Source organism: Frankia sp. AvcI1 (assembly GCF_001420875.1).
Lineage (GTDB): Bacteria > Actinomycetota > Actinomycetes > Frankiales > Frankiaceae > Frankia > Frankia alni.
Genome location: NZ_LJFZ01000014.1, coordinates 62719 through 85672, shown reverse-complemented (window position 1 = coordinate 85672; position 22954 = coordinate 62719). Strand labels below are relative to the sequence as shown.

Here is a 22954-nt window from a genome sequence, read left to right as displayed (position 1 = left end):
AGGGATCAGTGCAGGGTGGGGAAGGTGNGGTCGGCCTTCTCGCCGGTCTCCAGCAGGTTCATCGCGGGGCCGACGATGAGCGGGTCGGGGGTACCGACGACGCCGGCATCCTTACCCGTGTAAGGAAGCGTGTGCAGGACGTGACGCATGGTCTCCAGCCGGNCCCGCTTCTTGTCGTTGCTCTTCACCACCGTCCACGGCGCCTCGACCGTGTCGGTGTAGAAGAACATCGCCTCCTTGGCGTCGGTGTAGTCGTCCCAGCGGTCCAGCGCGGCGAGGTCGATCGGGCTGAGCTTCCACTGCCGGACCGGATCGATCTGGCGGACGATGAACCGGGTCTGCTGCTCGCGGCGCGACACCGAGAACCACAGCTTGATCACTCTGATCCCGCTGCGGGTCCACATCCGCTCCAGTTCCGGGGCCTGACGCAGGAACTCGCGGTACTGGTCCGGTGAGCAGAAGCCCATGACCCGCTCGACGCCGGCCCGGTTGTACCAGGACCGGTCGAACATGACGATCTCGCCGGCGGCGGGCAGGTGCTCGATGTAGCGCTGGAAATACCAGGACTGCTGCTCGCGCGGCGAGGGCTTCTCCAGCGCGACGACCCGGGCACCGCGCGGGTTGAGGTGCTCGGTGAACCGCTTGATCGTCCCGCCCTTGCCGGCGGCGTCGCGGCCCTCGAAGACGAGCACGATGCGCTGCCCGGTCTCCTTGACCCAGTACTGCATCTTCAGCAGCTCGATCTGCAGCAGCCGCTTGTCGCGCTCGTAGTCGGCGCGGGCCAGGCGGGTGTCGTAGGGGTAGTTCTCCCGCCAGGTGTCGACGGGGGTGCCGTCGGGCCGCAGCAGCGTCGCCTCGTCGTCGTCCTCGTCGAGGACCCGCAGGCCGGCCAGGCTCTCCGCCTGGACACCGACCCGCTCGGCGAGGCCGGCCGCGCCGAGCCACCCGCCGATGCCGTCGGCGATGCCGCGCACCAGCGGCTCCGCCCGGCCGTCGGCCCCCTTGGGGATCACCCGTTCGACATGGGTCACGCTGATTCCCTCCCGTACGGACAACGAGGCTGCACCGGGTGGCTGTTCCCACCCGGCGGCACCGTCGACCAGGGCGGATCCGCAGGGCCGGGGGCAGCCGGCCGGCCAACGGTACGGAGGCCGGCCGGCCCCTGGTCGACGGGCGTTCGAACACCAGGTGACAGGACGGTCCACATCCGACACAACCGACACATCGGACGCCCATCGCGCCATCGTGAAACGAGCGGAGGCGGGGAGTGCGCCTTTCGCGGGCGGTTGGAGAGGCGAACGGGCCGAGGGCCGGCGGCCGGCGGACGGCGGCCGGCGGACGGGCCGACGGGCGACGGGCGACGGGCGACGGGCCGACAGGCCGACGGTCAGCGGGGCAGGCGGAAGGACAGGTCGGCGGCGGGGACCACGGTGTCGAGCTGGGCGCGCTGCAGCCGGCCGGAGTAGTCCCAGCTCAGCGACTGCCAGCGGGTGACCTGGTCGAGCATCCAGACACCGGACTGGCGACTGCCGTTGCCGGACCGGCCGTTGCCGCCGAAGGGCAGGTGCGCCTCGGCGCCGGTCGTCGACCCGTTGACGCTGACCATCCCGGCCCNCACCCCGCGGCGGAACCGCAACGCGCTCGCCGCGTCCGCGGTGTNGATCGACGACGACAGGCCGTAGCCGGGCAGGTTCGCCAGCTCGATCGCCTCGTCGAGGTCACGATAGGTGGTGACGCCGACGATCGGGCCGAAGGTCTCCTCGCGAAACAACTCGTCGTCGGGGCGCACCCCGTCGACGATCAGCGGATGGTAGTAGAGCCCGCGGTCCGGGTCGCCGACGAAGCCGCGGCGCGGCCCGTTGCGCGGCAGGCCGCCGGGTCCGGGCGGCTGCGCGGAACCGGCGGTTGCGCCGGTGATGCGGCCGAGCGCGGTGGAGCCCGACAGGCGGTGGTGGTCGCGCAGGAGGGTGAGGTGTCGCTCGAAACCGGCGGCGAAGCGGGCGTCGAGCAGCGGCCCGTAGAGCACGTCGCCGGTGGGGTCGCCGATGACCGCGGCGGACACGGCGGCGTCGAGGCGGCGGACGAACGCGGCGTGCACCGACTCGTGCACGATCGCCGTGCCGAGCGAGGTGCAGCGCTGCCCGGCGGTGCCGAACCCGCCGAACACGGCGGCGGAGACGGCGGCGTCGAGGTCGGCGTCGGGCGCGACCACCATGGGGTTCTTGCCACCGAGCTCCAGGCACGGTGACTGCAGGTGCCGCCCGCACAGGGCGCCGATGACCCGTCCGACCTCGGTGGACCCGGTGAAGCCCACCTTGTCCACGGCCCCCGCGGCCAGCGCCCGTTCGAGCCCCAGCGACGTCGCCCGGCCGTCGGCGGGGACGAGGTTCACCGCACCCGCGGGCACCCCGGCGGCGGTGAGCAGGTCCAGCATCGCCTGCGCGCAGGCGGCGGCGTACTCGGCCGGCTTCCAGACCACCGTGTTCCCGGCGAGCAGGGCCGGCACGAGGTACCAGGACGGGACCGCCACCGGGAAGTTGCCGGCGGTGATCACCATCATCACCCCGAGGGGTTCCCGGAACGTGAACAGCTCGCGGTCCGGCATCTCCGACGGCACGGTCTGCCCGTAGAGCCGCCGGCCCTCCCCGCGGAAGAACTCGCAGGTGTCGATGATCTCCTGGACCTCGCCGCGGGCCTCCGCGGCGGGTTTGCCGACCTCGCGGGTCACCAGCCGGGCGAGGGCGTCGGCGTTGTCCGCGACGAGCCGACCGAAGCTGCCGATCACCGACCCCCGCACGGGGGCCGGCACCGCGGCCCACTCGCGCGCGGCGGACCGGGCGGCGACGGCCGCGGCGAGGATGGTCTCGGGGCCGCCGAGCTCGACCTCCGCGACGACCTCGTCGAGGCGGGCCGGGTCGGTGGAGGCGACGACGCGGACCGCCGCCGGCTCGACCTCGGCGCCGCCGGCCGGTCCCCCGACGGTCGCGCACAGGTCGTGGGCGCGTCCGGCGATACGCGCGCCGACGCGCCGCGGGCGGACCATGGTCATGCCAGGTTCCCCTCTTCCAGGTCGGCGAGGACTCGGGCGAGTGCGGTGACGCCGGTGCTGAGCTGGTCGGCGCTGACGGTCAACGCCGGCCGGAACCGCAGGGTGCGGACGCCCGCGGGCAGCGCGAGAACATGTTCGCGCACCCGCAGCCGGCGCAGCACCTCGTCGCGGGTGGTCCGATCGGGCAGGTCCACCGCGCAGAGCAGGCCCCGCCCGCGCGCGTTGGCCAGCAGCCCGGGATGGGCCGCCGCGAGCGCGGTGAGCTCCGTGAGCAGGCCGGCTCCGAGCTCACCGGCCCGCGCGATGAGCCCCCGGGCCTCGATGACCTCCAGGATCCGGGTCGCGCGGACCATGTCGACCAGGCCCCCGCCCCAGGTGGAGCTGATCCGTCCGGGGACGGCGAGGACGTTGGCGGCGACCTCGTCCACCCGCCGCCCGGCCATGATCCCGCCGAGCTGGACCTTCTTGCCGAACGCGACGATGTCGGGACGCAGGCCGAGCTGCTGGTAGGCCCAGGCGGATCCGGTCGCCCCGACCCCCGTCTGGACCTCGTCGAGGACGAACAGCGCGTCGTGACGCCGGCACAGCGCGGCCATGGCGGTGAGGAACTCGGCGCGCAGGTGGTTGTCGCCGCCCTCACTCTGGATCGGTTCGGCGAGGAAGCAGGCGATGTCGTGCGGGTGGGCGGCGAAGGCCGCCTCGGCCTGCGCCAGGGCGGCGCGCTCGGCGGCGACGACGGCGTCGAGGGCGGCGCCGGTGCAGGGGAAGGTCATCGCCGGACAGTCGATGCGCGGCCAGTCGAACACGGGAAACCGGTCGGTCTTGACCGGGTCGGTGTTGGTGACCGACAGCGTGTAGCCGCTGCGCCCGTGGAAGGCGTGGCGCAGGTGCAGCACACGGCGGCCGAGTCGGGCCGGGCGGCCGTGCGCGGCGTTGTGCCGGCTCTTCCAGTCGAAGGCGCACTTGAGCGCGTTCTCCACCGCCAGCGCGCCGCCCTCGACGAAGAACAGGTGGGGCAGTTCCGGGTCGCCGAGGACCCGGGCGAAGGTGCGCACGAACTCGGCGTAGGCGGCGGTGGCGACATCCGGGTTCGCCGGCTTGTTCACCGCGATGCGGCCCAGCCGGTCGACGAAGCCCGGGTCGGCGGCCAGCTCGGGCGGATTCACCCCCAGCGGCGCCGAGGCGAAGAAGCTGTAGAGATCGAGGTAGCGCCGGCCGTCGCGGGCGTCGACCAGGACGCTGCCGGTGCTCTCGGCCAGGTCGCAGACCAGGTCCAGACCGTCGACGAGCACGTGGCGGCGCAGAACGGCCAACACGTCGCGCGCCGCGACGCCCGGCCCGGCCGGCACCCCCTCCACCGCCTGCACCGGCCGCAGCGCCTCCACCGGCTGCTCCGGCGCCTGTGGAACGCGGACGACCATCCAGGCTCCCTCCGTCGCCGGCAGCGGCGCACGCACTCTGCTCGCGGGACCTTCACCTCTCACGAATATCTTCCCTCGAAAGCCGCTTTGAATCTTCAATATTCTCGTATTGCGCAAGAGAATCCTTCGATCATCCTCCAGAAGACGGAACAGGCCGACGATGCGTCGGATCGCCGAGAACTCGCCCGAGCGGAACACATTGTGATCCGACTGCGACGGAAAGTGATGNCCTCGCCAGCGGATGAGGACGACCGCCGCACCGAGGGACAATCGGCTCCTTCCCCGCGTTGCCCCGGGGGGCGCTGCACCAAGGCGTGATCGGATAGCCTCCCCCGACCCTGTCGATCCCCGCACCACCCGCCCGCCGGCGGAGAGCTCGGAGAATAGGAAGCGGTGTGCTGACGCCCCTGACCTCGGACGACCCACGCCGCATCGGACCCTTCCGGCTGGCGAACCNCATCGGCGCCGGCGGCATGGGCGTCGTCTACCTCGGCTTCGGCGACGACGGCAAGCCGGTCGCCGTCAAGGTCCCCTCCGCCGGCCTCGCCGACAACCCCGAGTTCCGCTCCCGGTTCCGCCACGAGGTCGATGCCGCGCGACGGGTGCGTGGCAGCTCCGTGGCGACGGTGCTCGACGCCGACCTGACCGGCGAACGCCCCTGGATGGCCACCGAGTACGTCGAGGGCCGCAGCCTCGCCGACGCCGTCGCCACCCGCGGTGAGCTCGACGACCGTCTGGTGCACGGGCTGGCGATCGGGCTCGCCGACGCCCTCGTCGCCATCCACGCGGCGGGGGTGGTGCACCGCGATCTCAAGCCGGCGAACATCCTGCTGGCCTGGGACGGCCCGAAGGTCATCGACTTCGGCATCGCCCGCGCGGGGGACAGCACCAGCCATACCCGCACCGGGATGCTCATCGGCACGCTGGTCTGGATGGCCCCCGAGCAGTTGCGCGGCGAGCGGGCCGGGCCGCCCGCGGACATCTTCGCCTGGGGCGCCTGCGTGGCGTTCGCCGCCGCCGGGCGCCCCCCGTTCCGGGGGGAGCGCGCCGAGGCGGTCGGCATGCAGATCCTCACCGCCGAGCCCGACCTCGACGGCCTTCCGCCCGACCTGGTCGGCGTCGTGCGGGCCGCGCTGGAGAAGGAGCCTGCCCGCCGGCCCACGGCATCCGAGCTGCTCCGCCGGCTGGTCGGCCGCGACGTGCGCTCCCCCGCCGACTCGGACGAGGCCAGCGAGACCGCCCTGGCCCAGGTGTGGTCGCTGCCGCCCACCCCGCCGCAGGGTGCCGGCCCGCTCGGCGGAGCGCGCGACGCCGGGTATGGCCCGCCCGGGGGGCAACCCCAACGTGCCACCGGCGGCTACCCGGATCCGACGTTGCGCGACCCCCGGTCGGCCTACGACGCCCCACCCGCCTACGGCAACCGCGCCGGGTACGACAACCAGGCCGGGTACGGCAGTCAGGCCGGGTACGGCAACCAAGCTGGGTACGACAACCGCCCCGGGTATGACAGCCGGGCCGGGTACGACCAGGCCGGGTACGACCAGGCCGGCTACGGCGCGGCGCCCCCGCGGGCCGGTGGTCCGGGCTACGACGACCGTGTCTCCGGGCCGGGTGGCCGTCGGGGCACCGCCCCCTACGCGGACCAGTACGCCGCGGGCCACGGCGGCGCCGGGCGGCGGGCCGACGGCGGCTGGGACGGTGCGCCCGGGGGTGGGCGCGGTTCGGGAGACGGGCGGCGCGGCGCGGTCATCGCGGTCGCCGTCCTGATCGCGCTGCTGCTCGGCGGCGGGATCGCGGCGGCCGTCGCCCTCAGCAGCGGCGGTGGCGGCGGGGACGACAACGTCGCCACCCCGCCCGTCGGGACCACGCAGGACGCCGGTGGCACGGCGGGCGCGACGGCGACGGGCGGCCCGGCGCCGACCACGGGCGCCGCCTCCCCGCCGAGCTCCTCGCCGACGCCCAGCCCGACGCCCTCGGCGTCACCGAGTCCCGCGACGCTGTCCACCGACGACGCGGCCGCCCTCGTGCGGAGCAAGGGCTACGAGCCGGACATGAGCACCTATCAGGAGGACCGCCAGCTCAGCGTCGTCATCGGCACCGCCCCGGCGAGCGGGGACACCCCGCGCCAGCTCGCCTACGTCTTCGCCGACGGCCAGTTCCGCGGCACCGACACCTCGGCGCCGAGCGCGCATGTCACCGTCAAGAGCCAGCGCAATGACCACGAGGTGGTACTGCGCTACGACACCTACAACCCGCAGGACCCGATCGGCTCCCCGTCCGGCCACGCCGACGTACGCTTCCGCTGGAACGGGTCGGCCTTCTCCACCCTCGACCCGATCCCGTCGAACGATCCGAACGCCACCGGTAGCCGCCGGTGACCGGACCGGGGCCGGCCGCCGAGGATGACGCGCCCACCCCCGCAACCGGCCGCATACGGACGGCTGGAAGCATTACGGTTCAGGCAGCGCGATTCCGCGGCGGATGAGGCGACCTCGACGGGCGCCCCGCGGCCGACGGGGACGGCGGGCCGGCCGGGGCCCACGATGATCGAAGGAGTGACCATTTCGGCGCAGGTCGGGCGGTCCGGGTGGCGTCACCGGACTCGGCGGCGGACAGGATGCCGGCCGGCGCGGCCAGTCGGGCTGACGTCGACTGGNGTGGTGCCGAACGGGGTGGCCTTGAGCGGGCAGGCGTCGAGCGGGCAGACGTCGAGCGGGCAGNCATCGAGCGGNCAGGCATCGACAGCGGTGGCATTGCGATGTTGACACCGCTCGTCGAGGACGACCCGCGCCGGGTCGGCCCCTTCGCCATCCACAACCGGATCGGCGCGGGCGGCATGGGCACCGTCTACCTGGGATTCAACGCCGACGGACGGGCCGCGGCGGTGAAGGTCCCCGATGCCAGGTTCGCCGACGACCCCGAGTTCCGGGAGCGCTTCCGCCGCGAGGTCGCCGCCGCCCGGCGGGTNCACGGTCGTGCGGTCGCCGCCGTGCTCGACGCCGATCCGGAGGCCGTCGCCCCCTGGCTCGCGACCGAGTACGTGGAGGGAACGAGCCTCGCGGACGCGGTGCTGCGCCACGGGCGGATGGAGGAGCGGCTGCTGCACGGCTTCAGCGTCGGGCTGGCGGACGCCCTGATCGCCATCCACGCCGCCGGGGTCGTCCACCGCGACCTCAAGCCGTCGAACATCCTGCTGGCGTGGGACGGCCCGAAGGTCATCGACTTCGGCATCGCCCGGGCCTCCGGGGTGCCCAGNCACACCCGCACCGGGATCCTCATCGGAACGCTGGCCTGGATGGCCCCCGAGCAGCTACGCGGCGAACGGGCCNGGCCGCCCGCGGACATCTTCGCCTGGGGCGCCTGCGTGACCTACGCGGCCACCGGCCATCCGCCCTTCGCCTCGGAGCAGGCCGACGTGCTCACCCGGATGCGCGAGGACCGCCCGCCGGACATCGCCGGGGTGCCCGACGGGCTCGCCCCCCTGGTGCGGGCCGCGCTCGCCCGCCGTCCGGAGGATCGACCGAGCGCGGCCGAGCTCGTCCGCCTGTTGGTCGCCGACCCGCGGGTCGCCACGCCCGCGGACGCCGACCGGGCGGCGGCGCTCGCCCTCACCCCCTGGCAGGCCCGTCCGCCGCTCGCCGCCCCCGACGACGCCCCCGCTCCCCGCGCCGGCGCCGTCGGGTCCGCCCGGGCCGTCGGGGTGGTCGGTGCCGCCGCAGCGCCCGCGGCGCTCGATCCCGACCAGCCCGATCAGCCCACCCACCCGCTGGCGCTGCGTCCCACCCCGCCGCCGGGCGGCGACCGCTCCCTCGGCACCTACCCCGTGCCACGCTGGTCCGACGCCACCGCGGTCGGCGACGCGCCGCCGGTCGCTCCCGGCCCACCGCCGGCCGGGCGCGCGCTCGTCGACGTCTCGCCCCCCACCGACCCCCGCCCGTTCACCGGGCGCCCCACGCCCGCCGCCGCCGGTGGTCCGGGCGCCCCACGCTCCCCCGTACCGGGGCCGGGCGTGTTGCGGACCGGTGCAGCGGGGTCGGGGGCGGGAGGGCCGAGTGCGTTGCGTGTCGGCTCCGGGGCCACGGCCGGCACCGACGCGGCGCCCGGGGTGATCCGCCGCGGCAGTCCGCTGGACGCCGCCTTCGGCTGGTTGCCGCCGCCGTGGCGGCGGACGGGCCCGCTGGCCGGCGGTGCGCTGCTGGTCGCTCTGCTGGTCGGCATCCTCGCTGTCCTCGTCGCGGCCGGCGGTTCGGACTCGCAGGTGGAGCCGCCGGGGATGTCTCCGCTGGACCGCACGGCCCCGGGGGCGCGCTCCGATCCGGCGGTCCCCGGCGGCCCGCGGTGGACGTCCGGCGGCGGTGCCCGCGGCCAGTTGCCCCCGCCGCGGACTGCCGCGCCCCCGTCCGCCGGCGCGCAGCCCGACCCGTCGTCCGACCCGCAGTCCTCGGCGACGGCGACCGTCTCGCCGAGCGCCCAGCCGAGTGCGCCGTCGACCGAGCGTCCGACGCCGACGTCGGGTGCCTCCCCGAGCGGCGAGCCGTCACCGTCGGCGACCGCGTCGTCCCCGCCATCGCCCACGAGCTGCCCGACGGGATCGGGCGGCACGGCCACGTCCTCGCCGCCCGCCTGCTAGCCGAGGGCGACCGAGATCCAGGTCGGCGGTCGGCGGTCGGCGGTCGGCGGCCGGCGGTCGGCGGCCGGCGGTCGGCGGTCGGCGGTCGGCGGTCGGCGGTCGGCTCAGGGTTATCGGCCACCGCGCGAGAACGGCCGCCGCTGCGTGCCTGTCTGCGTACCGAGAGGTGCTGGAGGCTGATGGCCGTTCCGAGGCCCGGGGACCGTCATCCGCCTCCAGCACGTCGGCCCCGCCCGGGCCGGATGACCTCCGGGCCGCCGGGGGCTCGGGGGATGCGCGCGGGCCGCTACCCGACGTGGTGGGTCACGGCGCGGCGCTGGTGTAGAGGCGCAGGCCGCTCGGCGACGGCTGCTCGGTCGGAGAGCTGCCGCAGGTGCGCTTGGTGCTCCCGCGCCCGCCGGAGGTCTGGCAGGTCTTGGTCGGCTTGGGCGTGGGCTTGGGCGTGGGCTTGGGCTTGGGCGTGGGCTTGGGCGTCGGTTTGGGCGTCGGCGCGCTCGACGATGGCTCCGCGGTCGGCGCCGGGGGCGTGGCGGTCGGCGGGCGGGTCGCGGGAGGAGCCGGCGGCGGCGTCGTGACGGTGCCGCCACCGGGCGACGCCCCACCCGGGGATGGCGGCAGTGGACCGGCGGCGCCCGAGGTCGGGGCCGGCCCGCCAGCTCCGCCCGGAACCGGCGCGCCGGGAACATGCACGCCCGGGGCGGCCGGATTACCCGCGACGCCCGTGCCCGGCGCCCCCGCCGAGCCGAACCAGACGCCTGGGCCGCCGCCGGCTCCGCCCTGCCCTGGCGTGGGCAGGACGGCCCCCGGGGATGCGCCGGCGCTGACGCTCACCCGGGACGACGGTGCGGGGGCCGGGTCCGAGCCGTCGGAGGGGATCGCCGCGGCGGCGACCGCCGCGGTGGCGAGGCCGAGCAGCAGGGCGACGCCGCCGGCCAGGATGCGGGACCGTCGTCGGCGGGCCGCTTCGGCGCTCCCGTCGCCCGGCTCGCCGGATCGCTGCCCGGTCGACCCGGCCGCCCCCGTCCGATCGGACCGCCTCGACGATGCCGGGCCGCTCCCCCCAGGCAGGTCCGCACCCGCCGACAGGACTGTGTCTGCCGACGTAGGCGAACCTGCCGACGTGGGCGCACCCGCCGGCGGAGCAGCACCCACCGATCTGGACGGTGGTGGCCCCTCCGTTCCGGCCAGGCCCGCACCCCCCTGGGCCGGCGGCGCAACGGGCGCGTGCGCCGACACTCCGTGCTCCGCGGCGGCCGGCCGGGCCTTGATCTGCGTCAGCGCCAGGTCCGTCGCCGTCCCCGGATCGCCCGCGCTCCTCACGCCGGCCGCCGCTCCCAAGCCGGCCGCCGCTCCCAAGCCGGCCGCTGCCCCCGAACCGCCCGACGTCCCCGGATCGCCCGACGTCCTCGAACCGGCCGCCGTCCCCCGATCGACCGTCGGCCTTGGCTCGACTGCCGTTCTCAGACCGGCCGCCGTCCTCGGACCGCCCGCCATCCCGGGATCGACCGTCGTTCCCGGCTTGACCGTCCTTCTCGGGTCGGCCGTCTTCCCCGGACGGGAGTCGCGTTGTGCCGGCAGACCATACGGGGCCACTGCGGCGGCATCCGGCGACACCGCCCCGCCGGGCAGGTACACGGGGGACGGTGTCGTCACCGGATCGTCGAACTCCTCGTCCGTCAGTCCGGACGGGCACGTCCCCGGCGCCACCCCCTGACCGGGCAGGTACACCGGGACCGGCGTGGTCACCGGATCATCGAACTCCTCGCCACCCGGCTCGATCGGCGCCGCGCGGACGGCGGGCTCGCCCGGCGAGGGTGGCCCGGACGGGGTGAACCATCCCACCGGTCCGGGGGACCCCGCCGAGGCGGCGGCTCCCGCCCCGGATGCTCCAACCGGGGCACTCGGACGCCCCAGGGACACCGTCGGCATCGCCGCCGGAACCACCGAGGACGGCGGGGTGCGCAGCGGCGGCAGTGCGGGCAGTCCCGTCAGACCGGGCAGCAGCTCCTGCAGCCGATCCACGCCGGGCCGGTCGTTCGGGTCCTTGGCGAGCATCGCGGCGACGACGGCCCACAACTCGTCGGGGACGCCTTCGGGCCGGCCCGGGGCCGCGTCGGCGTGGGCCCGCAGGATGGACAGCATCTCCCGGCCGGCGAACGGTGCGACGCCGCAGAGCATCTCGTACAGCATGGTGCCGGCGGCGTAGACGTCGGCGGCCGGTCCGACCGCGCCGCCGTCGACGCTTTCGGGTGCCATGTACAGAGGGGTGCCGAGCATGCCGCCGGGAATGGTCAGCCTCGTCGCCGCGGACGCCATCAGGCCGGCGACGCCGAAGTCCGAGATCTTCGGCCGGAACCGTTCCCCGCCGCGATCGAGCAGCACGTTCTCCGGTTTGAGATCGCGGTGGACGATGNCGAGCCGATGGGCCGTCCCGAGCCCGGCAAGGATGTCGACCACCAGAGCAACCGCCTCCGCGGGCGGCATCGTGCGGCGCCGATGCAGCTCCCGACGCAGATCCGAACCCTCGACGAGTTCCATCACGATGGCCAGGTCACCGCGTTCGGCCACCAGGTCGTGAATCGCCACCACGAAAGGCGACTGGACTCGGATGAGAATGGCCCGCTCGCGCATGAACCGGGCTACCACTCCCGGATCCGACGTGAAGTGGGGCAACAGCAGTTTGAAGGCGAGAACATTGCCCGCCTCGTCATGGCCGCGCCACACCTCGCCCATGCCACCCCGGCCGATGCGCTCTTCCAGGGTGTAGGAACTTCCCAGCTTTCTAACCACTCCGCGCCATCACCACTTCACTGTGGGTTCCAGGTGGACCCGCCGATCCGCGCATTCCTCGGATCCCGGGACTGCCACGGNCGACGGACGGGCGACGAAACGCAGCGCGTCCATCATCACGTCGCGGCATTCATGCCGCGGTCCACTGCCCGACGGTGTTACCCCGCGTTCCGCGCACACGTCGTCCTCTCCGCGTCGGCGTCGGCGGGCCGCCCTCATNCCCCGGAAAGGCGTGCCCGCGAGCCGAAGCTGGTACCCGCGGTTCCAAGGTGCGATGTCCCTGGTCAGGATGCAGGACGCCGGAGAGCACGAGGAACCTGGCAGATATGGCTATCATCACCGGGGGAAAACCAGGGACTCGGGTTTGCGACGGCGCGCGGCTCATCCGCCGGGGCACGACGGTCCGACCGGTTCGCGCGGTTCCCGGCGGGGCGCCGGGGCCACCCGACGGCGCAGCGGCGAGCTGACCGGCTCCGGCCCCGGTGCGCCGCGGCGCCGGGAGCGATGGCCGCCGGCGATCCACGGGGCCGGCGCGGGCAGGCGCCGGGGTCACGGCAGACCGTGTCCAGACCGACATTGACGAGCGCGGTGTCCAGACAGGTGAGGACGGCGCCGAGCACGACGCCGCCGATCACCTGCCAGACCTCGGCGGGGATCCCGAGCAACCCGGCGGTCGCGACCGCCGCGGGCTCCGCCCAGGCGACGGTGGCCGCTGCGCGGCGCGGCCGCGGCAGCCGAAAGGGCCCGATCGGAGGGCCCACCATCGGGCTTGGCGCGCGCCCACCGGTGGCCCGTTCGGGCCCCGCGGGCAGGTCGGCAGCCAGCCGGTCCGCCGGTCGGTCGGCCCGTTCCGCCGGTCGGCCCGTTCGGCCGGTCAGCCCGGTCAGCCGGTCAGCCCGGTCAGCCGGCCGAGCGCAACGAGGCGGCGACGTCGAGGGTTCGCGCCCGTTCCTGCGGGTCACCGACCGGGATCACGAGCAGCTCGGTCGCGCCGGCGTCGGCGTAGCGCCGCATGGCCCGCTCAACGACCTCCGCCGAGCCGGCCACCACCGTCTCGTGCACCCCTCCGAGGCCCTCGCGGTCGAGGATCGCCCGGTAGGAGGGGAGGTCCGAGGCGAAGCCGACCTGCGCTGCCACCGCGGTGCGGACCTGGTCCGGATCGGCGGTGACGCAGGCTATGACGGAGCACACGACCCGCGGCGCGGGCCGGCCCGCGTCCGCGGCCGCCTTGGCGATCGTCGGCGCGATGTGATCACCGATGGTCCTCGGGCCGGTCCACACCGTCACGGTCCCGTCGGCCAGCTCGCCGGCGACCCGGAGCATGACCGGTCCCAGCGCGGAGAGGAGCACCGACGGCGCGACGGCGACCGGCGCGTCGACGCGACCGACCGCCGTCACGGTCTCCCCGTGGACGTCGACCGCCTCCCCGCGCAACAGGGGCCGCAGTGCGGTCAGGTACTCGCGGATGTGGCGGGCCGGCCGGTCGTACCGGTAGCCGAACTGCCCCTCGATGATCTGCTGGTGGCTCGGGCCGATTCCCAGGGTGAGTCCCGCGGGGGCGACCGCCTGGACGGTGAGCGCCTGCCCGGCCAGCGCGAGCGGATGGCGCGGATAGGTCGGCACCACCGCGGTGCCCAGCTCGATGCCGGGCACCGCCGCGCCGGCCAGCGCCGCCAGGGTGAGCGCGTCCCAGGACACGAGCTGGCCGAGAAACGCGCTGTCCAGGCCGGCCCGTGCTGCCGTACGGACCTGGTCGAGGACCGCCGCGGGACTCGGACCGCCATTGACGTACATTCCGATCTTCATGATCTCCAACCTGAACCGGATCTTCATCTTCCGCGCCCCGCGCCACCCTAGGCCGAAAGTGCGATGGGGGCGGGCAGGCGCCCCGCCGGCCTGGCCCGGTTGGGCGAGAAGACCACAGGTCCAGTCATCGGGATCGGCTCCGGGATCGGGCCGAGATCGGGATCGGGATCGAGAGNGGGACCGAGAGCGGGATCGAGAGCGGGATCGAGAGCGAGAGCGGGATCGAGAGCGGGGCCGGCCTCGGGACCGGGGCGCGGGGCGGGCTCAGGCGGCCGAGCGCAGGGCCGTGAGGAGGTCGAGGGTGCGTGCCTGCTCCCCCGCGTCGCCGATCGGGCCGACGACCAGTTCGGTGGCGCCGGCGTCGGCGTAGCGGCGCACGGCCCGCTCGACGACCTCCGCCGAGCCGGCGACGACCGTCTCGTGCACCCCGGAGAGGCCCTGCCGATCCAGGATGGCCCGATAGGCGGGGAGCCCGGAGGCGAAGCCGAGCTGTGCCGCCACCCCGGCACGGACCTGGTCCGGATCGGTGGTGACGCTCACCATCACGGTGGAGACGATCCGTGGCGCCGGCCGGCCGGCGGCCGCCGCGGCCCGGGTGATCGTCGGCACGATGTGATCGCCGACGGTGCGTGCTCCCGTCCACACCGTCACCGTGCCGTCGGTCAACTCGCCGGCTACCCGCAGCATCACCGGACCGAGGGCGGACAGGAGCACGGACGGTGCGGTGGCCACCGGGGCGTCGAGCCGACCCACCGCGGTGACGGTCTCCCCGCGGACGTCGGCCGCCTCGCCGTGCAGCAGCGGGCGCAGCGCGGCCAGGTACTCGCGGATGTGGCGGGCCGGGCGGTCGTAGTGGTAGCCGAACTGGTCCTCGACGACCTGCGGATGGCTCGGCCCGATGCCCAGCGTGAAGCCCGAGGCCGCGACGGCCTGGACCGTGAGCGCCTGCCCGGCCAGGGCCAGCGGGTGTCGGGGGTGGGTCTGGACGACAGCGGTCCCCAGCTCGATCCCGGGCACCGCCGCCGCGGCGAGCGCGGCGACGGTGAGGGCGTCCCACGACAGCGGCTGGCTGATGAACGCACTGTCGAGGCCCGCCCGGGCCGCGCTCCGGACCTGATCGACCAGGGCCTGCGGACCCGGACCGCCGCCGACGTACAACCCGATCTTCATGATCGCTCCAACCTGAACCGGACCTTCCGGTTCAGCTCAGCACGCTACATTAAGCTGAATGCGATACTCCGGTTGACCGAAGGCCGGCTTCGTCCGGCTCGCCCGCAGTCGGCGGGTGGACGTGTGGAAGCCCAGGCCGGGGCCGGGGGGCGCGGCCCGGTGGTGGCCTGGACGGGTGGGGCACAGGAGGCGGAGGGAGCGGGCCGTGCGAGCCGACGCGCAGCGCAACCGCGAGCTCATCGCGACCACCGCCCTCGATCTGCTGGCCCGTCGCGGCCCGAGCGTGTCGATGGAGGAGATCGCCCGGGCCGCGGGCCTCGGCGTCGGCACCCTCTACCGGCACTTTCCCGACCGTCAGTCGCTGCTGGATTCGGTCGCGGCCACGACGCTGCGCACGCTGCTCGCCGCGGGCCGGGCCGAGCAGTCCTCCACCAGGCCCCGCTGGCAGGTCCTGGTCCGGATCGTGGCGAGGTGCACCGGCCTGCCCCTCGCCCTGATCTCGTCACTGCCCGACGCCACCCGGGTCGACCCGACCGTCGCCGAGCTGGTGGCGGAGCTCGACGCGCTGTTCCAGGGCCTGGTCGAGGACGCCCAGCGCGAGGGATCGCTGCGGGCCGACCTCACCGGCGCGCAGGTGGTCGGCCTGCTCAACGTGGCGGTCTGCCGCCCCGGCGCGCGCGCCGACGACCCGCTGACGACGGTCCTGCTCGACGGCCTGCGGGCCCGCCCCTGACCCACGCGCCCGCCCGGCCTGGGCGGATCTAGGCGGAGCGCCGCTCGGGCCGTCCACGCCAGCGTTCGGCGTGGACGGCGTCGGCCAGGGGACGCCGCCGCGCCCAGCCGTGACGCTCCAGGTCGGGGGTGGCTTCGAGATGGGTCACGGGACCGACGCACAGCCACGCGACCGGCCGGATCCCGACGGGGATGCCGAGCAGCTCCCGGACGAACGGCTCCCGGTAGAACGACACCCAGCCGACCCCGAGGCCCTCGGCGGTCGCGGCGAGCCACAGGTTCTCGATGGCCAGGCACACCGAGTACAGGCCCGCGTCGGCGATGGCGTGCCGCCCGAGGACCGCCGGTTCCCCGCGGCCCGCGTCGTAGGTGACGACCAGCGACATCGACGCGGCCAGGATGCCGTCGATCCGGATCCCGGCGAAACGCTCGGCCCGGTCTCCGGCCAGGGTCGCGGCGAACACCGCCCGTTCGTGCTGGACGTGCGCGTGGAAGGCCCGCCGCGTCCCGTCGTCGGTGACGCGGATGAAGTCCCAGGGCTGGCTGAGCCCGACACTCGGCGCTGCATGGGCGGCGGCGAGGACGCGCCCGAGGGCGTCGGCGGGGATCGGCGCCCCGGTGAACTGGCCGCGCACGTCGCGCCGCCGGTGGATCGCGTCGTACAGGGCGTCGGCACCCGAGCCGGTCGCGAGGCCTGATCGGGCCATCGGGTCGGGCGAGGTCGTGGAGTCCGGCCGGGGGGCGGTTCCGGTGTCACGTTGGTGTGGCAAGGCAGGCTCCCGCTGTCGGCCGCCCGGGTGGGCGGCGTGGCGGCGGGGCCGGTCTTCGGACTCCCGGATCGACGCCGGACCGTCCGCCTTCCCAGGCCGGTGGCCCAGTGGCTGCGTGGCACGCGTGGACGGCGACTTCCCGGTTACCGCGGCGGGCCCGTGCCGGACTCACACCGGCTTCCCGATTCTCCCCGGTCGCCCGGGGCACCCCGCAATTGTTGCCATCGCGGACGCTACCAGCCCCGCGCGGACAACCCCCACCGTCGGCGAGCGTGGACGCCCACCGGGGCCGGCCCCGTGCTCCTGCTCAGTCCAGCACGGCGAGGGCGGCGAGGGCGGCGAGGGAGAAGCTCAGCTCGGTACGGTGGGCGGCCAAGATCCCCGTCTCGACGATGNGGNGAACAAGATCGTTACTGATGGGCGATCGGTGCTGGCGGTCCGGCATGTCAGCTCCTGGTCTGGGTGGGTGATGCGGACGTGGTCCGGTCCGACGTGGTCCAGTCCGACGTGGTCCGGTCCGACGTGGTCCAGTCCGACGTGGTCCGGTCCGACGTGGTCCGGTCCGGCGTGGTCGGGGCGACCGCGGCGGGCGGGGGTGCAGCGGGAATGTCGGCACCCTGTCGCCACCGAGCCGGAACTGCTGCCGCCGCGAGCAGCGGGACGGCGATGATCGCGGCGAAGGCCGCCGGGTAGCCATGCGCGTCGATGAGGACCGCGAGGACGGGTGGGGTGGCCGCACCGACGGCGTTCTGCCCGGTGTTCTGGATGCCGAGCGCGCGGCCCGCCCAGTGCGGCCCGGCGTTCTCGGCGACGGCCGTGAAGGCCAGGCCGTTGGTGCTCACCGAGAGCACCGCCGCCAGCAGCAGCGCGCCGATCGCCAGCGGTGTGCTCGTGGCGGTGCCCAGCACCAGCACGGCCAGGATGACCGCGGTGGCGCAGGCCAGGATGCGCATGGGGATCAGGCGGCTGCCCACCCGATCGGACCAGATCCCGCCGGCCAGGCGGGCTGCGGCGCCGCCGACCTGGGCGATCGCCAGCAACCGGCCGGCGCCCGCGGCGGACCAGCCGTGGGTGTCGACGAGGTAGACGACGGCAAAGGTCGCGACGGTGAACTGGGGGACAACAAGCAGGGCACTGGCGAGGTGGATCCGCCATAGCAACGGGGTCCGGTACGGGGAGGCCACCGGCGCGTCCGGCCGCCGCGCTGGGCGCGCCGGATCGCGCGTCGCCACCACGGCCACGATCGCAGCGAGCACGCACAGCCCGGCGAGGAACGCCAGCGCTACCCCGCGCCCGCTGCCGGCCAGCGGCGGCAGGGCGACGGCCGCCACCGCGACGCCAAGCGGCTGGGCCGTCTGGCGGGCGCCCATCGCGAGTCCCCGCTCGTGCACGGCGAACCAGCCGAGGATCAGCCGCCCGCTGGAGGCGTGCACGGAGCCACCGGCGGCACCGGCGAGGACCAGACTCGCGCCGAGCGCGAGCGGGTCGGACACCGTCGACGCGACGCCGAGCACCAAGCCGGCGAGGCCCAGGCCCAACGCCAGCACCAGCCGCTCCCCCCGCCGGTCGGCGGCGGCTGGCTTCTTCGCCGGGTCGCGGTCGCGTACACGTCGCGTCACATCAGCGACCGAACCCCGCCCCGTCGCCGGCCCCGGCCCCGTCACCGGTAGCGGCCCCGTCACCGGTACCGGCCGGGCCGCCGTGCCCGACGGCCAGGCGGACGGCACGGGCGTAGGCCTGGACGAGCGGACGGCGGTCATCGGCCTGCCAGGCCACCGCCAATCGGCTGGGCGAGACGCCGGCAACCGGACGGGTCACGACGCCCCCGCGGGTGACCAGTGGGGCGTTCCCCACCGCCAGCAGGCAGACGCCGTAGCCGCCGACCAGGGCCTCGTACGTCTCGTCCGCACCGGCGATCTCGGCGCCGATCACCGGGGGGCGTCCGCCGCGGGCGTCGAGCGCGAGCCAGTAGTCCCGCAGCCGTCCCGCGCTGGGTGGCAGGGCCAGGAACGGCTCGTCGAGCAGGTCAGCGAACTCGACGGTCTCGTTGGCCGCCAACCGGTGTGTCCGGGGCAGCGCGACGTGGCGCGGTTCCGTGGCGACGACGATCCACGTGTAGCGCTCGGCGTCACCCAGCGGCAGCCAGACGAAGGCCACGTCGCTGGACCCGCCGGCCAGCCCGGCGGTCGGGTCGTCCCAACTGACCTGGCGCAGCAGGAGCCGGACGTCGGGCACCTCGGCGGTGAGNCGGGAGGTGATCGCCGGCAGCAGGCCGCCGCGACCCGGGCTGGTGTTCATCCCGACCACCAGGGTCGCGCGCTGCTCCGCCTTGGCTCGCTCGGTCGCCTCCCGGGCGGCGTCCCACTCGGCCAGCACGCGTCGGGCATGGGGCAGCAGCGCCCTGCCCACCGGCGTCAACCGGACCTCCCGGCGACCGCGCTCGAAAAGGGACGCGCCGAGATGCCGCTCCAACATGCGGATCTGTTTGCTCAGGGCGGGCTGGGAGACGAACAATCGCTCCGCGGCCTTCGTGAAGTGCAGTTCCTCGGCGACCGCCACGAAATAGNGGAGATCCCGGCCCAGCGCGTCCATAACAAATGGCTATCACAGCGGGACTTGGACCCGCGGCGGCGACGACGGCAGTCTGGAGAGGACGGTTCGACGACGGCTACGACGGGAGCGAACACGATGAGNCGAGTGTGGCTGGTGACCGGCGCGAACAGCGGTTTCGGNCGGGCGGTGACCGAGGCGGCGGTGGCCGCCGGGGACGTCGTGGTCGCGACGGCGCGGCGCGCCGCGACCTTGGACGACGTCGTCGCGAGACATCCTGCGCAGGTCGAGGCGGTGACGCTGGACGTCACCGACACGGTCACGATCGACGCGGTCGTCCGGGATGTGGTGAGCCGGCACGGCCGGATAGACGTGCTGGTCAACAACGCCGGCCGCGGCCACGTCGGCGCGGTCGAGGAGACCACCGACGCCGAGCTGCGGTCCCTTTTCGACGTNCACGTGTTCGGGCCGGCGGCGCTGGTCCGAGCCGTCCTGCCGCACATGCGCGCCGCGNGATCCGGCGCGATCGTGCAGATGAGCAGCATGGGCGGTCAGCTGTCGTTCGCCGGGTTCTCCGCCTACAGCGNCACCAAGTTCGCGCTCGAGGGCCTGTCCGAGGCGCTCGCGGCCGAGGTCGCCCCGCTGGGAATCACGGTTCTCGTGGTCGAACCGGGATCCTTCCGGACCGGACTGTTCGGGGGTACGTCCGCGAGCACCGCGATGTCCGTCTACGCCGACACCGTCGGCCCGACCCGCCGGATGATCGAGACCGACAACGGCAGCCAGCCCGGTGATCCGGCGAAGGCCGCGGCGGCGATCATCACCGCGCTGGAGGNGCCCCGGGTTCCCCTGCGCCTTCCGCTCGGATCCGACGCGGTCGACGCGATCATCAGCCACCTCGACGGCCTCCGCGCGGACATCGCCGCCTGGGAGAAGGTCGCCCGCGACACCGCCATCGACGCCTGACCCCGCGATCTTCGTTACCGGCTCCGGTGGCTGTCCGCCAACGCCGGCCGGCGGCGCGACGGGCTCGCGCGGGTCGGCCGGGGCCGCGGCCGCTCGACGGCGCGGCGCCGCTGGACGGGCCGTTCGAGCAGGTAGTAGGACGCGGCCGCCANGGCCACCGAGATGAGGCCGACCACCACGATCGCCGGCCACCGGCCGAGCGCACCGGTCAGGTCGTGGCCCCAGTGCGCGACCACGGGAAAGTGCCAGAGGTAGAAGCCGTAGGAGATCCGGCCGAGCCACTCCAGCGGGCGGGCGGCGAGGGCACGGAACAACCAGCTCGTCGTCGCGCCCTGCTCCAGACTGAGGATGAGGGCGCCGGCGAGCAGCGCGACCACCGTGTAGCCGCCGCGGGACAGCAGCGCCGACCCCTCGCCCCAGCCGCTCGGTGCGGTCACCATCGCCACCGCCAGCAGCGCGAGCGCCGCCGGACCCGCCACCGGCAGGACGGCCCTGACCCGGTCCAGACGGCGCCGCCAGCACACCGCCGCCCCCGTCACACCGGCCGCCTCCGTCGCCTCGGCCACGCCCGTCGCCCCGGCCACGCCCGTCGCCCCGGCCACGCCGCCCTCGCCGGCCGCCCCCTGCCGCGCCGCCCGCAGCCAGGCGGCGAGCGCGCAGCCCACCAGCAGCGCGTCGGCGCGGGTGTCCAGGGCGAAGTACGTCCGCGTCCCCGAAGCCCCGGACGTGACCAGCGCGTTGCGCCACAGCACGACGCCGGCCACCCCGCCCAGCAGGACCGCGGGCAGCCGGCGGGCCACCCACGGCCAGCGGCACAGGGCGATCAGCACCAGCGGCCACAGCAGGTAGAACTGCTCCTCCAGCGACAGCGACCAGGTGTGGCCCAGCCAGCCGGCCCCCGTGCTCTGCCGCACCACCTGGAAGTAGTTGTTCACATACAGCGTCGAGGCGGCCAGGCTGTCGAGGAACTCGGACCGCTCACCGGCCGTGCCGATCCCCAGCAGGACGACCGCCGTGAGGCCGACGAGGGCCAGCGCCCAGAACGCGGGCAGCAGCCGGTAGGCCCGCCGCAGGTAGAACCGTGCGAGGGACACCCCACCGGTCCGGTCCCGTTCCGCCAGCAGCTGTCCGGTGATCAGGAAGCCGCTGAGGACGAAGAACACGTCGACACCCAGGTAGCCGCCGGGCAGCGAGTCCATGTGGAACACGAGCACGCAGAGCACCGCGAGCGCCCGCACGCCGTCCAGCGCGGGGTTGCGGCCGCCGCGCCCGACGCCGCCCCGCCCCGGCGCCCCGGTGGCCCGAGCAGCCCGTTCCCGGGAGGCGTCCGGCCCGGTCGACCTGTTCGGACCGGACGGCCGGACGCCCCGCTCCGGCCGGCCAGGCGTTCCCAGCCGGCCAGAGGTTCCCAGCCGGCCGGACGTCCGCGGCTGGCCAGCCGTCCGCGGCTGGCCGGGCAGCCGTGACGGCGGTTCGGCCAGCAAGGTGCTCGTCCGGCGGTCCGCCGATGCCGGGCGCCTGGGTGACACCGCTGCGGTGGGACGCGCTCCGTGCTCCGGGTCGTGTCCGTGCTCAGCCATCCACGCTCCCCTCAGAACTGCCGGTCTGCCCGTCTCCTGTCCCTTCGCCCCCTTCGTATCCCGCCAACCTGGGCATTTCCTGTCAGGCGGACCTGGCGACCGCGACAACGAAGCCGACTTTCGGCATCCGAGCGACTACGCAGCGAAGTCATTCCCCGCCGGTGCGGGTTGAGCCGTCACCGTCCGGCCAAGTCCGCCGGCAGCCGAGGGCACAGTGGTCGACAGAGGGGCAGACAGGTCGTTTCCGCGCAGGACCAGGGCACGACCTCCACGGACGTCCGGGCGGCCGTCCTGTCCGCCGCCGTCATCGGGGGCGTGGCCGCAGCGGCCTTCGGCGCTCACCGAGGGCGACGCGGGGTCGGCCTGGGCGGCCTCACGGGGCGGTCACGCTGGCCGCCTCCGAGGTGGTCCCCCGTGCCCGGCCGCGGCCGGGCGAACTATCCGCGCTGTGGCAGCGGATCGCGACCAGCGCTGCGCTCGTCGCCCTCGCCGGGTGGGCGGCTGGGCGGCTGGGTGGCTGGGTGGCTGGGTGGCGCCGGCCCGTCACAGTGGGCGCGGCGACCGGAGGTGTCGGCGGCCTGTAGGGGCTTCGGCCGCAGAAGGTGCTGCTCGGGCCGCTGTTCGGAGCGGCAGTGGGCAGGGCGCTCGCGGCGCGCACGCACCCGGTGCCGTCGGCCGCGCTGGGGGCGGCACCAGCTGTCGGTCTAGCGCCAGGTAGAGCCGGACAGCGCTGTATTCCCCGGTGGAAAAAGCGCGGGAAGGCTCGCGACGGCTTCCGCTACACCACCGGCGCCTACGGCCCAGCCGGCGAGGCGTATGTGAAGCTGCCCCGGATCGGCCGGGTCAAGGTCGGCGAACCGATGGGCGCGCTCACCGCCCGCCTCGCTGACGGCCGCGCCCGGCTGCTCGGCGCGACCGTGTCCCGGACCGCCGATCGCTGGTTCGTCTCGTTCACCATCGAGGTCGAGCGCGACGTTCCCGCCCGGCCGTCGCGTCGGCAGCGCACAGGCGGCCCGGTCGGCGTCGACCTGGGAGTGAAGCATCTCGCTGTCCTGTCGACCGGACAGAGCGTGGCCAACCCGAAGCACTGCCAGCGGGCCGAACGGAAACTGCGCCGGGCGTCGCGGGCCCACGCCCGGTCGAAGCCCGGCTCCGCCGGCCGCCGGCAGCGGGCCGCCACCCTCGCCCAGGTCCAGAACCGGATCGCCGACCAGCGCCGCGATGGCCTGCACAAGATCACGACCGCCTACCGGAGCGTCTCGCCGCTGGCCTTTCGCGATCCGCAGGTGAGCCTGCTTGCCGAACCGGTCCCGCGCAGCGGCTGCCCTTCGTCGTGCCGCGGCAGGCGCGTACGCGCCGGGTCGGCGCGCCGGCGTTCCGTTGCCCCGGGCGAGTTCACCGCGACGCTCCTGCCCCGCGACCGGGCCGACGGCGGGCTGACCCTGGAACACTCGTTCTTTCTCTTCGAATCCCCGTCCTCGTCCTTCATC

12 protein-coding genes, 15 pseudogenes and 1 riboswitch are annotated in these 22954 nt (G+C 74.8%); of the genes and pseudogenes, 12 read left to right on the top strand and 15 right to left on the bottom strand.

All coding sequences use genetic code 11. The features are described 5' to 3' along the window. Window positions 1-28: 28 nt before the first annotated feature. The 6 genes and pseudogenes from UK94_RS74060 to lat all read right to left on the bottom strand — a co-directional run. Window positions 29-162: pseudogene (locus tag UK94_RS74060) on the bottom strand (polyphosphate kinase 2); the annotation flags it as partial. A 1-nt stretch (window position 163) separates the two neighbouring features. Further along, on the bottom strand, window positions 164-1244 hold a 1081-nt coding region (ppk2, locus tag UK94_RS74055), incomplete at its 3' end, for a polyphosphate kinase 2 (RefSeq protein ID WP_268761396.1). A gap of 143 nt (window positions 1245-1387) precedes the next feature. Continuing rightward, window positions 1388-1614, bottom strand: a pseudogene (locus UK94_RS54055) (aldehyde dehydrogenase family protein); the annotation flags it as partial. A 1-nt stretch (window position 1615) separates the two neighbouring features. Continuing rightward, window positions 1616-1659: pseudogene (locus tag UK94_RS54050) on the bottom strand (hypothetical protein); the annotation flags it as partial. 1 nt (window position 1660) lies between these two features. Continuing rightward, a partial coding sequence (locus UK94_RS16015) for an aldehyde dehydrogenase family protein (protein ID WP_235488203.1) occupies window positions 1661-3049 on the bottom strand: 1389 nt, incomplete at its 3' end. Then, window positions 3046-4470, bottom strand: coding sequence for an L-lysine 6-transaminase (gene lat / locus UK94_RS16010; protein ID WP_011605537.1), 1425 nt, complete (start codon window positions 4468-4470; stop codon window positions 3046-3048). The genes UK94_RS16015 and lat, both read right to left, overlap by 4 nt. 457 nt (window positions 4471-4927) lie before the next feature. Here lat and UK94_RS16005 point away from each other — a divergent pair. From UK94_RS16005 to UK94_RS16000, 5 genes and pseudogenes are all read left to right on the top strand, one after another. Next, window positions 4928-6848, top strand: a 1921-nt coding sequence (locus UK94_RS16005) for an LppP/LprE family lipoprotein (RefSeq protein ID WP_235488201.1), incomplete at its 5' end; no start/stop codon positions are given. Between the two features lie 380 nt (window positions 6849-7228). Next, window positions 7229-7437 (top strand): annotated as a pseudogene (locus UK94_RS54045) (serine/threonine protein kinase); the annotation flags it as partial. A gap of 1 nt (window position 7438) precedes the next feature. Next, a pseudogene (locus tag UK94_RS54040) lies at window positions 7439-7725 on the top strand (protein kinase); the annotation flags it as partial. Between the two features lies 1 nt (window position 7726). After that, window positions 7727-7798: pseudogene (locus tag UK94_RS54035) on the top strand (hypothetical protein); the annotation flags it as partial. A 1-nt stretch (window position 7799) separates the two neighbouring features. Beyond that, a partial coding sequence (locus tag UK94_RS16000) for a serine/threonine protein kinase (RefSeq protein WP_235488199.1) occupies window positions 7800-9100 on the top strand: 1301 nt, incomplete at its 5' end. Between the two features lie 303 nt (window positions 9101-9403). Here UK94_RS16000 and UK94_RS54030 read toward each other — a convergent pair. The 4 genes and pseudogenes from UK94_RS54030 to UK94_RS15980 all read right to left on the bottom strand — a co-directional run. Beyond that, window positions 9404-11513 (bottom strand): annotated as a pseudogene (locus UK94_RS54030) (protein kinase); the annotation flags it as partial. Between the two features lies 1 nt (window position 11514). Continuing rightward, a partial coding sequence (locus UK94_RS54025) for a protein kinase (RefSeq protein ID WP_268761395.1) occupies window positions 11515-11890 on the bottom strand: 376 nt, incomplete at its 3' end. A gap of 900 nt (window positions 11891-12790) precedes the next feature. Next, window positions 12791-13696: an LLM class F420-dependent oxidoreductase gene (locus UK94_RS15985; protein ID WP_041940758.1), complete on the bottom strand. Its 906-nt coding sequence runs from the start codon at window positions 13694-13696 to the stop codon at window positions 12791-12793. 264 nt (window positions 13697-13960) lie between these two features. Further along, window positions 13961-14866, bottom strand: coding sequence for a TIGR03564 family F420-dependent LLM class oxidoreductase (locus UK94_RS15980; protein ID WP_041939502.1), 906 nt, complete (start codon window positions 14864-14866; stop codon window positions 13961-13963). Between the two features lie 205 nt (window positions 14867-15071). Between UK94_RS15980 and UK94_RS15975 the strand changes: the two genes are divergently transcribed. Then, window positions 15072-15599, top strand: a complete 528-nt coding sequence (locus UK94_RS15975) for a TetR/AcrR family transcriptional regulator (RefSeq protein WP_011605545.1) — start codon at window positions 15072-15074, stop codon at window positions 15597-15599. Between the two features lie 28 nt (window positions 15600-15627). Here the strand turns inward: UK94_RS15975 and bluB are convergent, their stop codons facing one another. The 4 genes and pseudogenes from bluB to UK94_RS54015 form a co-directional block, all read right to left on the bottom strand. Further along, window positions 15628-16305: a 5,6-dimethylbenzimidazole synthase gene (gene bluB, locus UK94_RS15970; protein WP_011605546.1), complete on the bottom strand. Its 678-nt coding sequence runs from the start codon at window positions 16303-16305 to the stop codon at window positions 15628-15630. Between the two features lie 91 nt (window positions 16306-16396). Continuing rightward, window positions 16397-16595, bottom strand: a riboswitch (cobalamin riboswitch). 219 nt (window positions 16596-16814) lie between these two features. Next, window positions 16815-17987: an MFS transporter gene (locus UK94_RS15965; protein ID WP_055750539.1), complete on the bottom strand. Its 1173-nt coding sequence runs from the start codon at window positions 17985-17987 to the stop codon at window positions 16815-16817. Between the two features lies 1 nt (window position 17988). Next, a pseudogene (locus UK94_RS54020) lies at window positions 17989-18615 on the bottom strand (LysR family substrate-binding domain-containing protein); the annotation flags it as partial. 1 nt (window position 18616) lies between these two features. Continuing rightward, window positions 18617-18934 (bottom strand): annotated as a pseudogene (locus UK94_RS54015) (LysR family transcriptional regulator); the annotation flags it as partial. A 167-nt stretch (window positions 18935-19101) separates the two neighbouring features. Here UK94_RS54015 and UK94_RS54010 point away from each other — a divergent pair. The 5 pseudogenes from UK94_RS54010 to UK94_RS53990 form a co-directional block, all read left to right on the top strand. Then, a pseudogene (locus UK94_RS54010) lies at window positions 19102-19373 on the top strand (SDR family NAD(P)-dependent oxidoreductase); the annotation flags it as partial. 1 nt (window position 19374) lies between these two features. Beyond that, window positions 19375-19431 (top strand): annotated as a pseudogene (locus tag UK94_RS54005) (hypothetical protein); the annotation flags it as partial. 1 nt (window position 19432) lies between these two features. Continuing rightward, window positions 19433-19504, top strand: a pseudogene (locus UK94_RS54000) (hypothetical protein); the annotation flags it as partial. 1 nt (window position 19505) lies between these two features. Beyond that, window positions 19506-19753 (top strand): annotated as a pseudogene (locus UK94_RS53995) (short-chain dehydrogenase/reductase); the annotation flags it as partial. Between the two features lies 1 nt (window position 19754). Next, window positions 19755-19884, top strand: a pseudogene (locus UK94_RS53990) (short-chain dehydrogenase/reductase); the annotation flags it as partial. Window positions 19885-20036: 152 nt separating this feature from the next. Here UK94_RS53990 and UK94_RS15950 read toward each other — a convergent pair. Next, on the bottom strand, window positions 20037-21368 hold a 1332-nt coding region (locus tag UK94_RS15950), incomplete at its 3' end, for an acyltransferase (protein WP_235488195.1). An 833-nt stretch (window positions 21369-22201) separates the two neighbouring features. Here UK94_RS15950 and UK94_RS15945 point away from each other — a divergent pair. Beyond that, a pseudogene (locus UK94_RS15945) lies at window positions 22202-22708 on the top strand (transposase); the annotation flags it as partial. Between the last annotated feature and the right edge of the window lie 246 nt (window positions 22709-22954).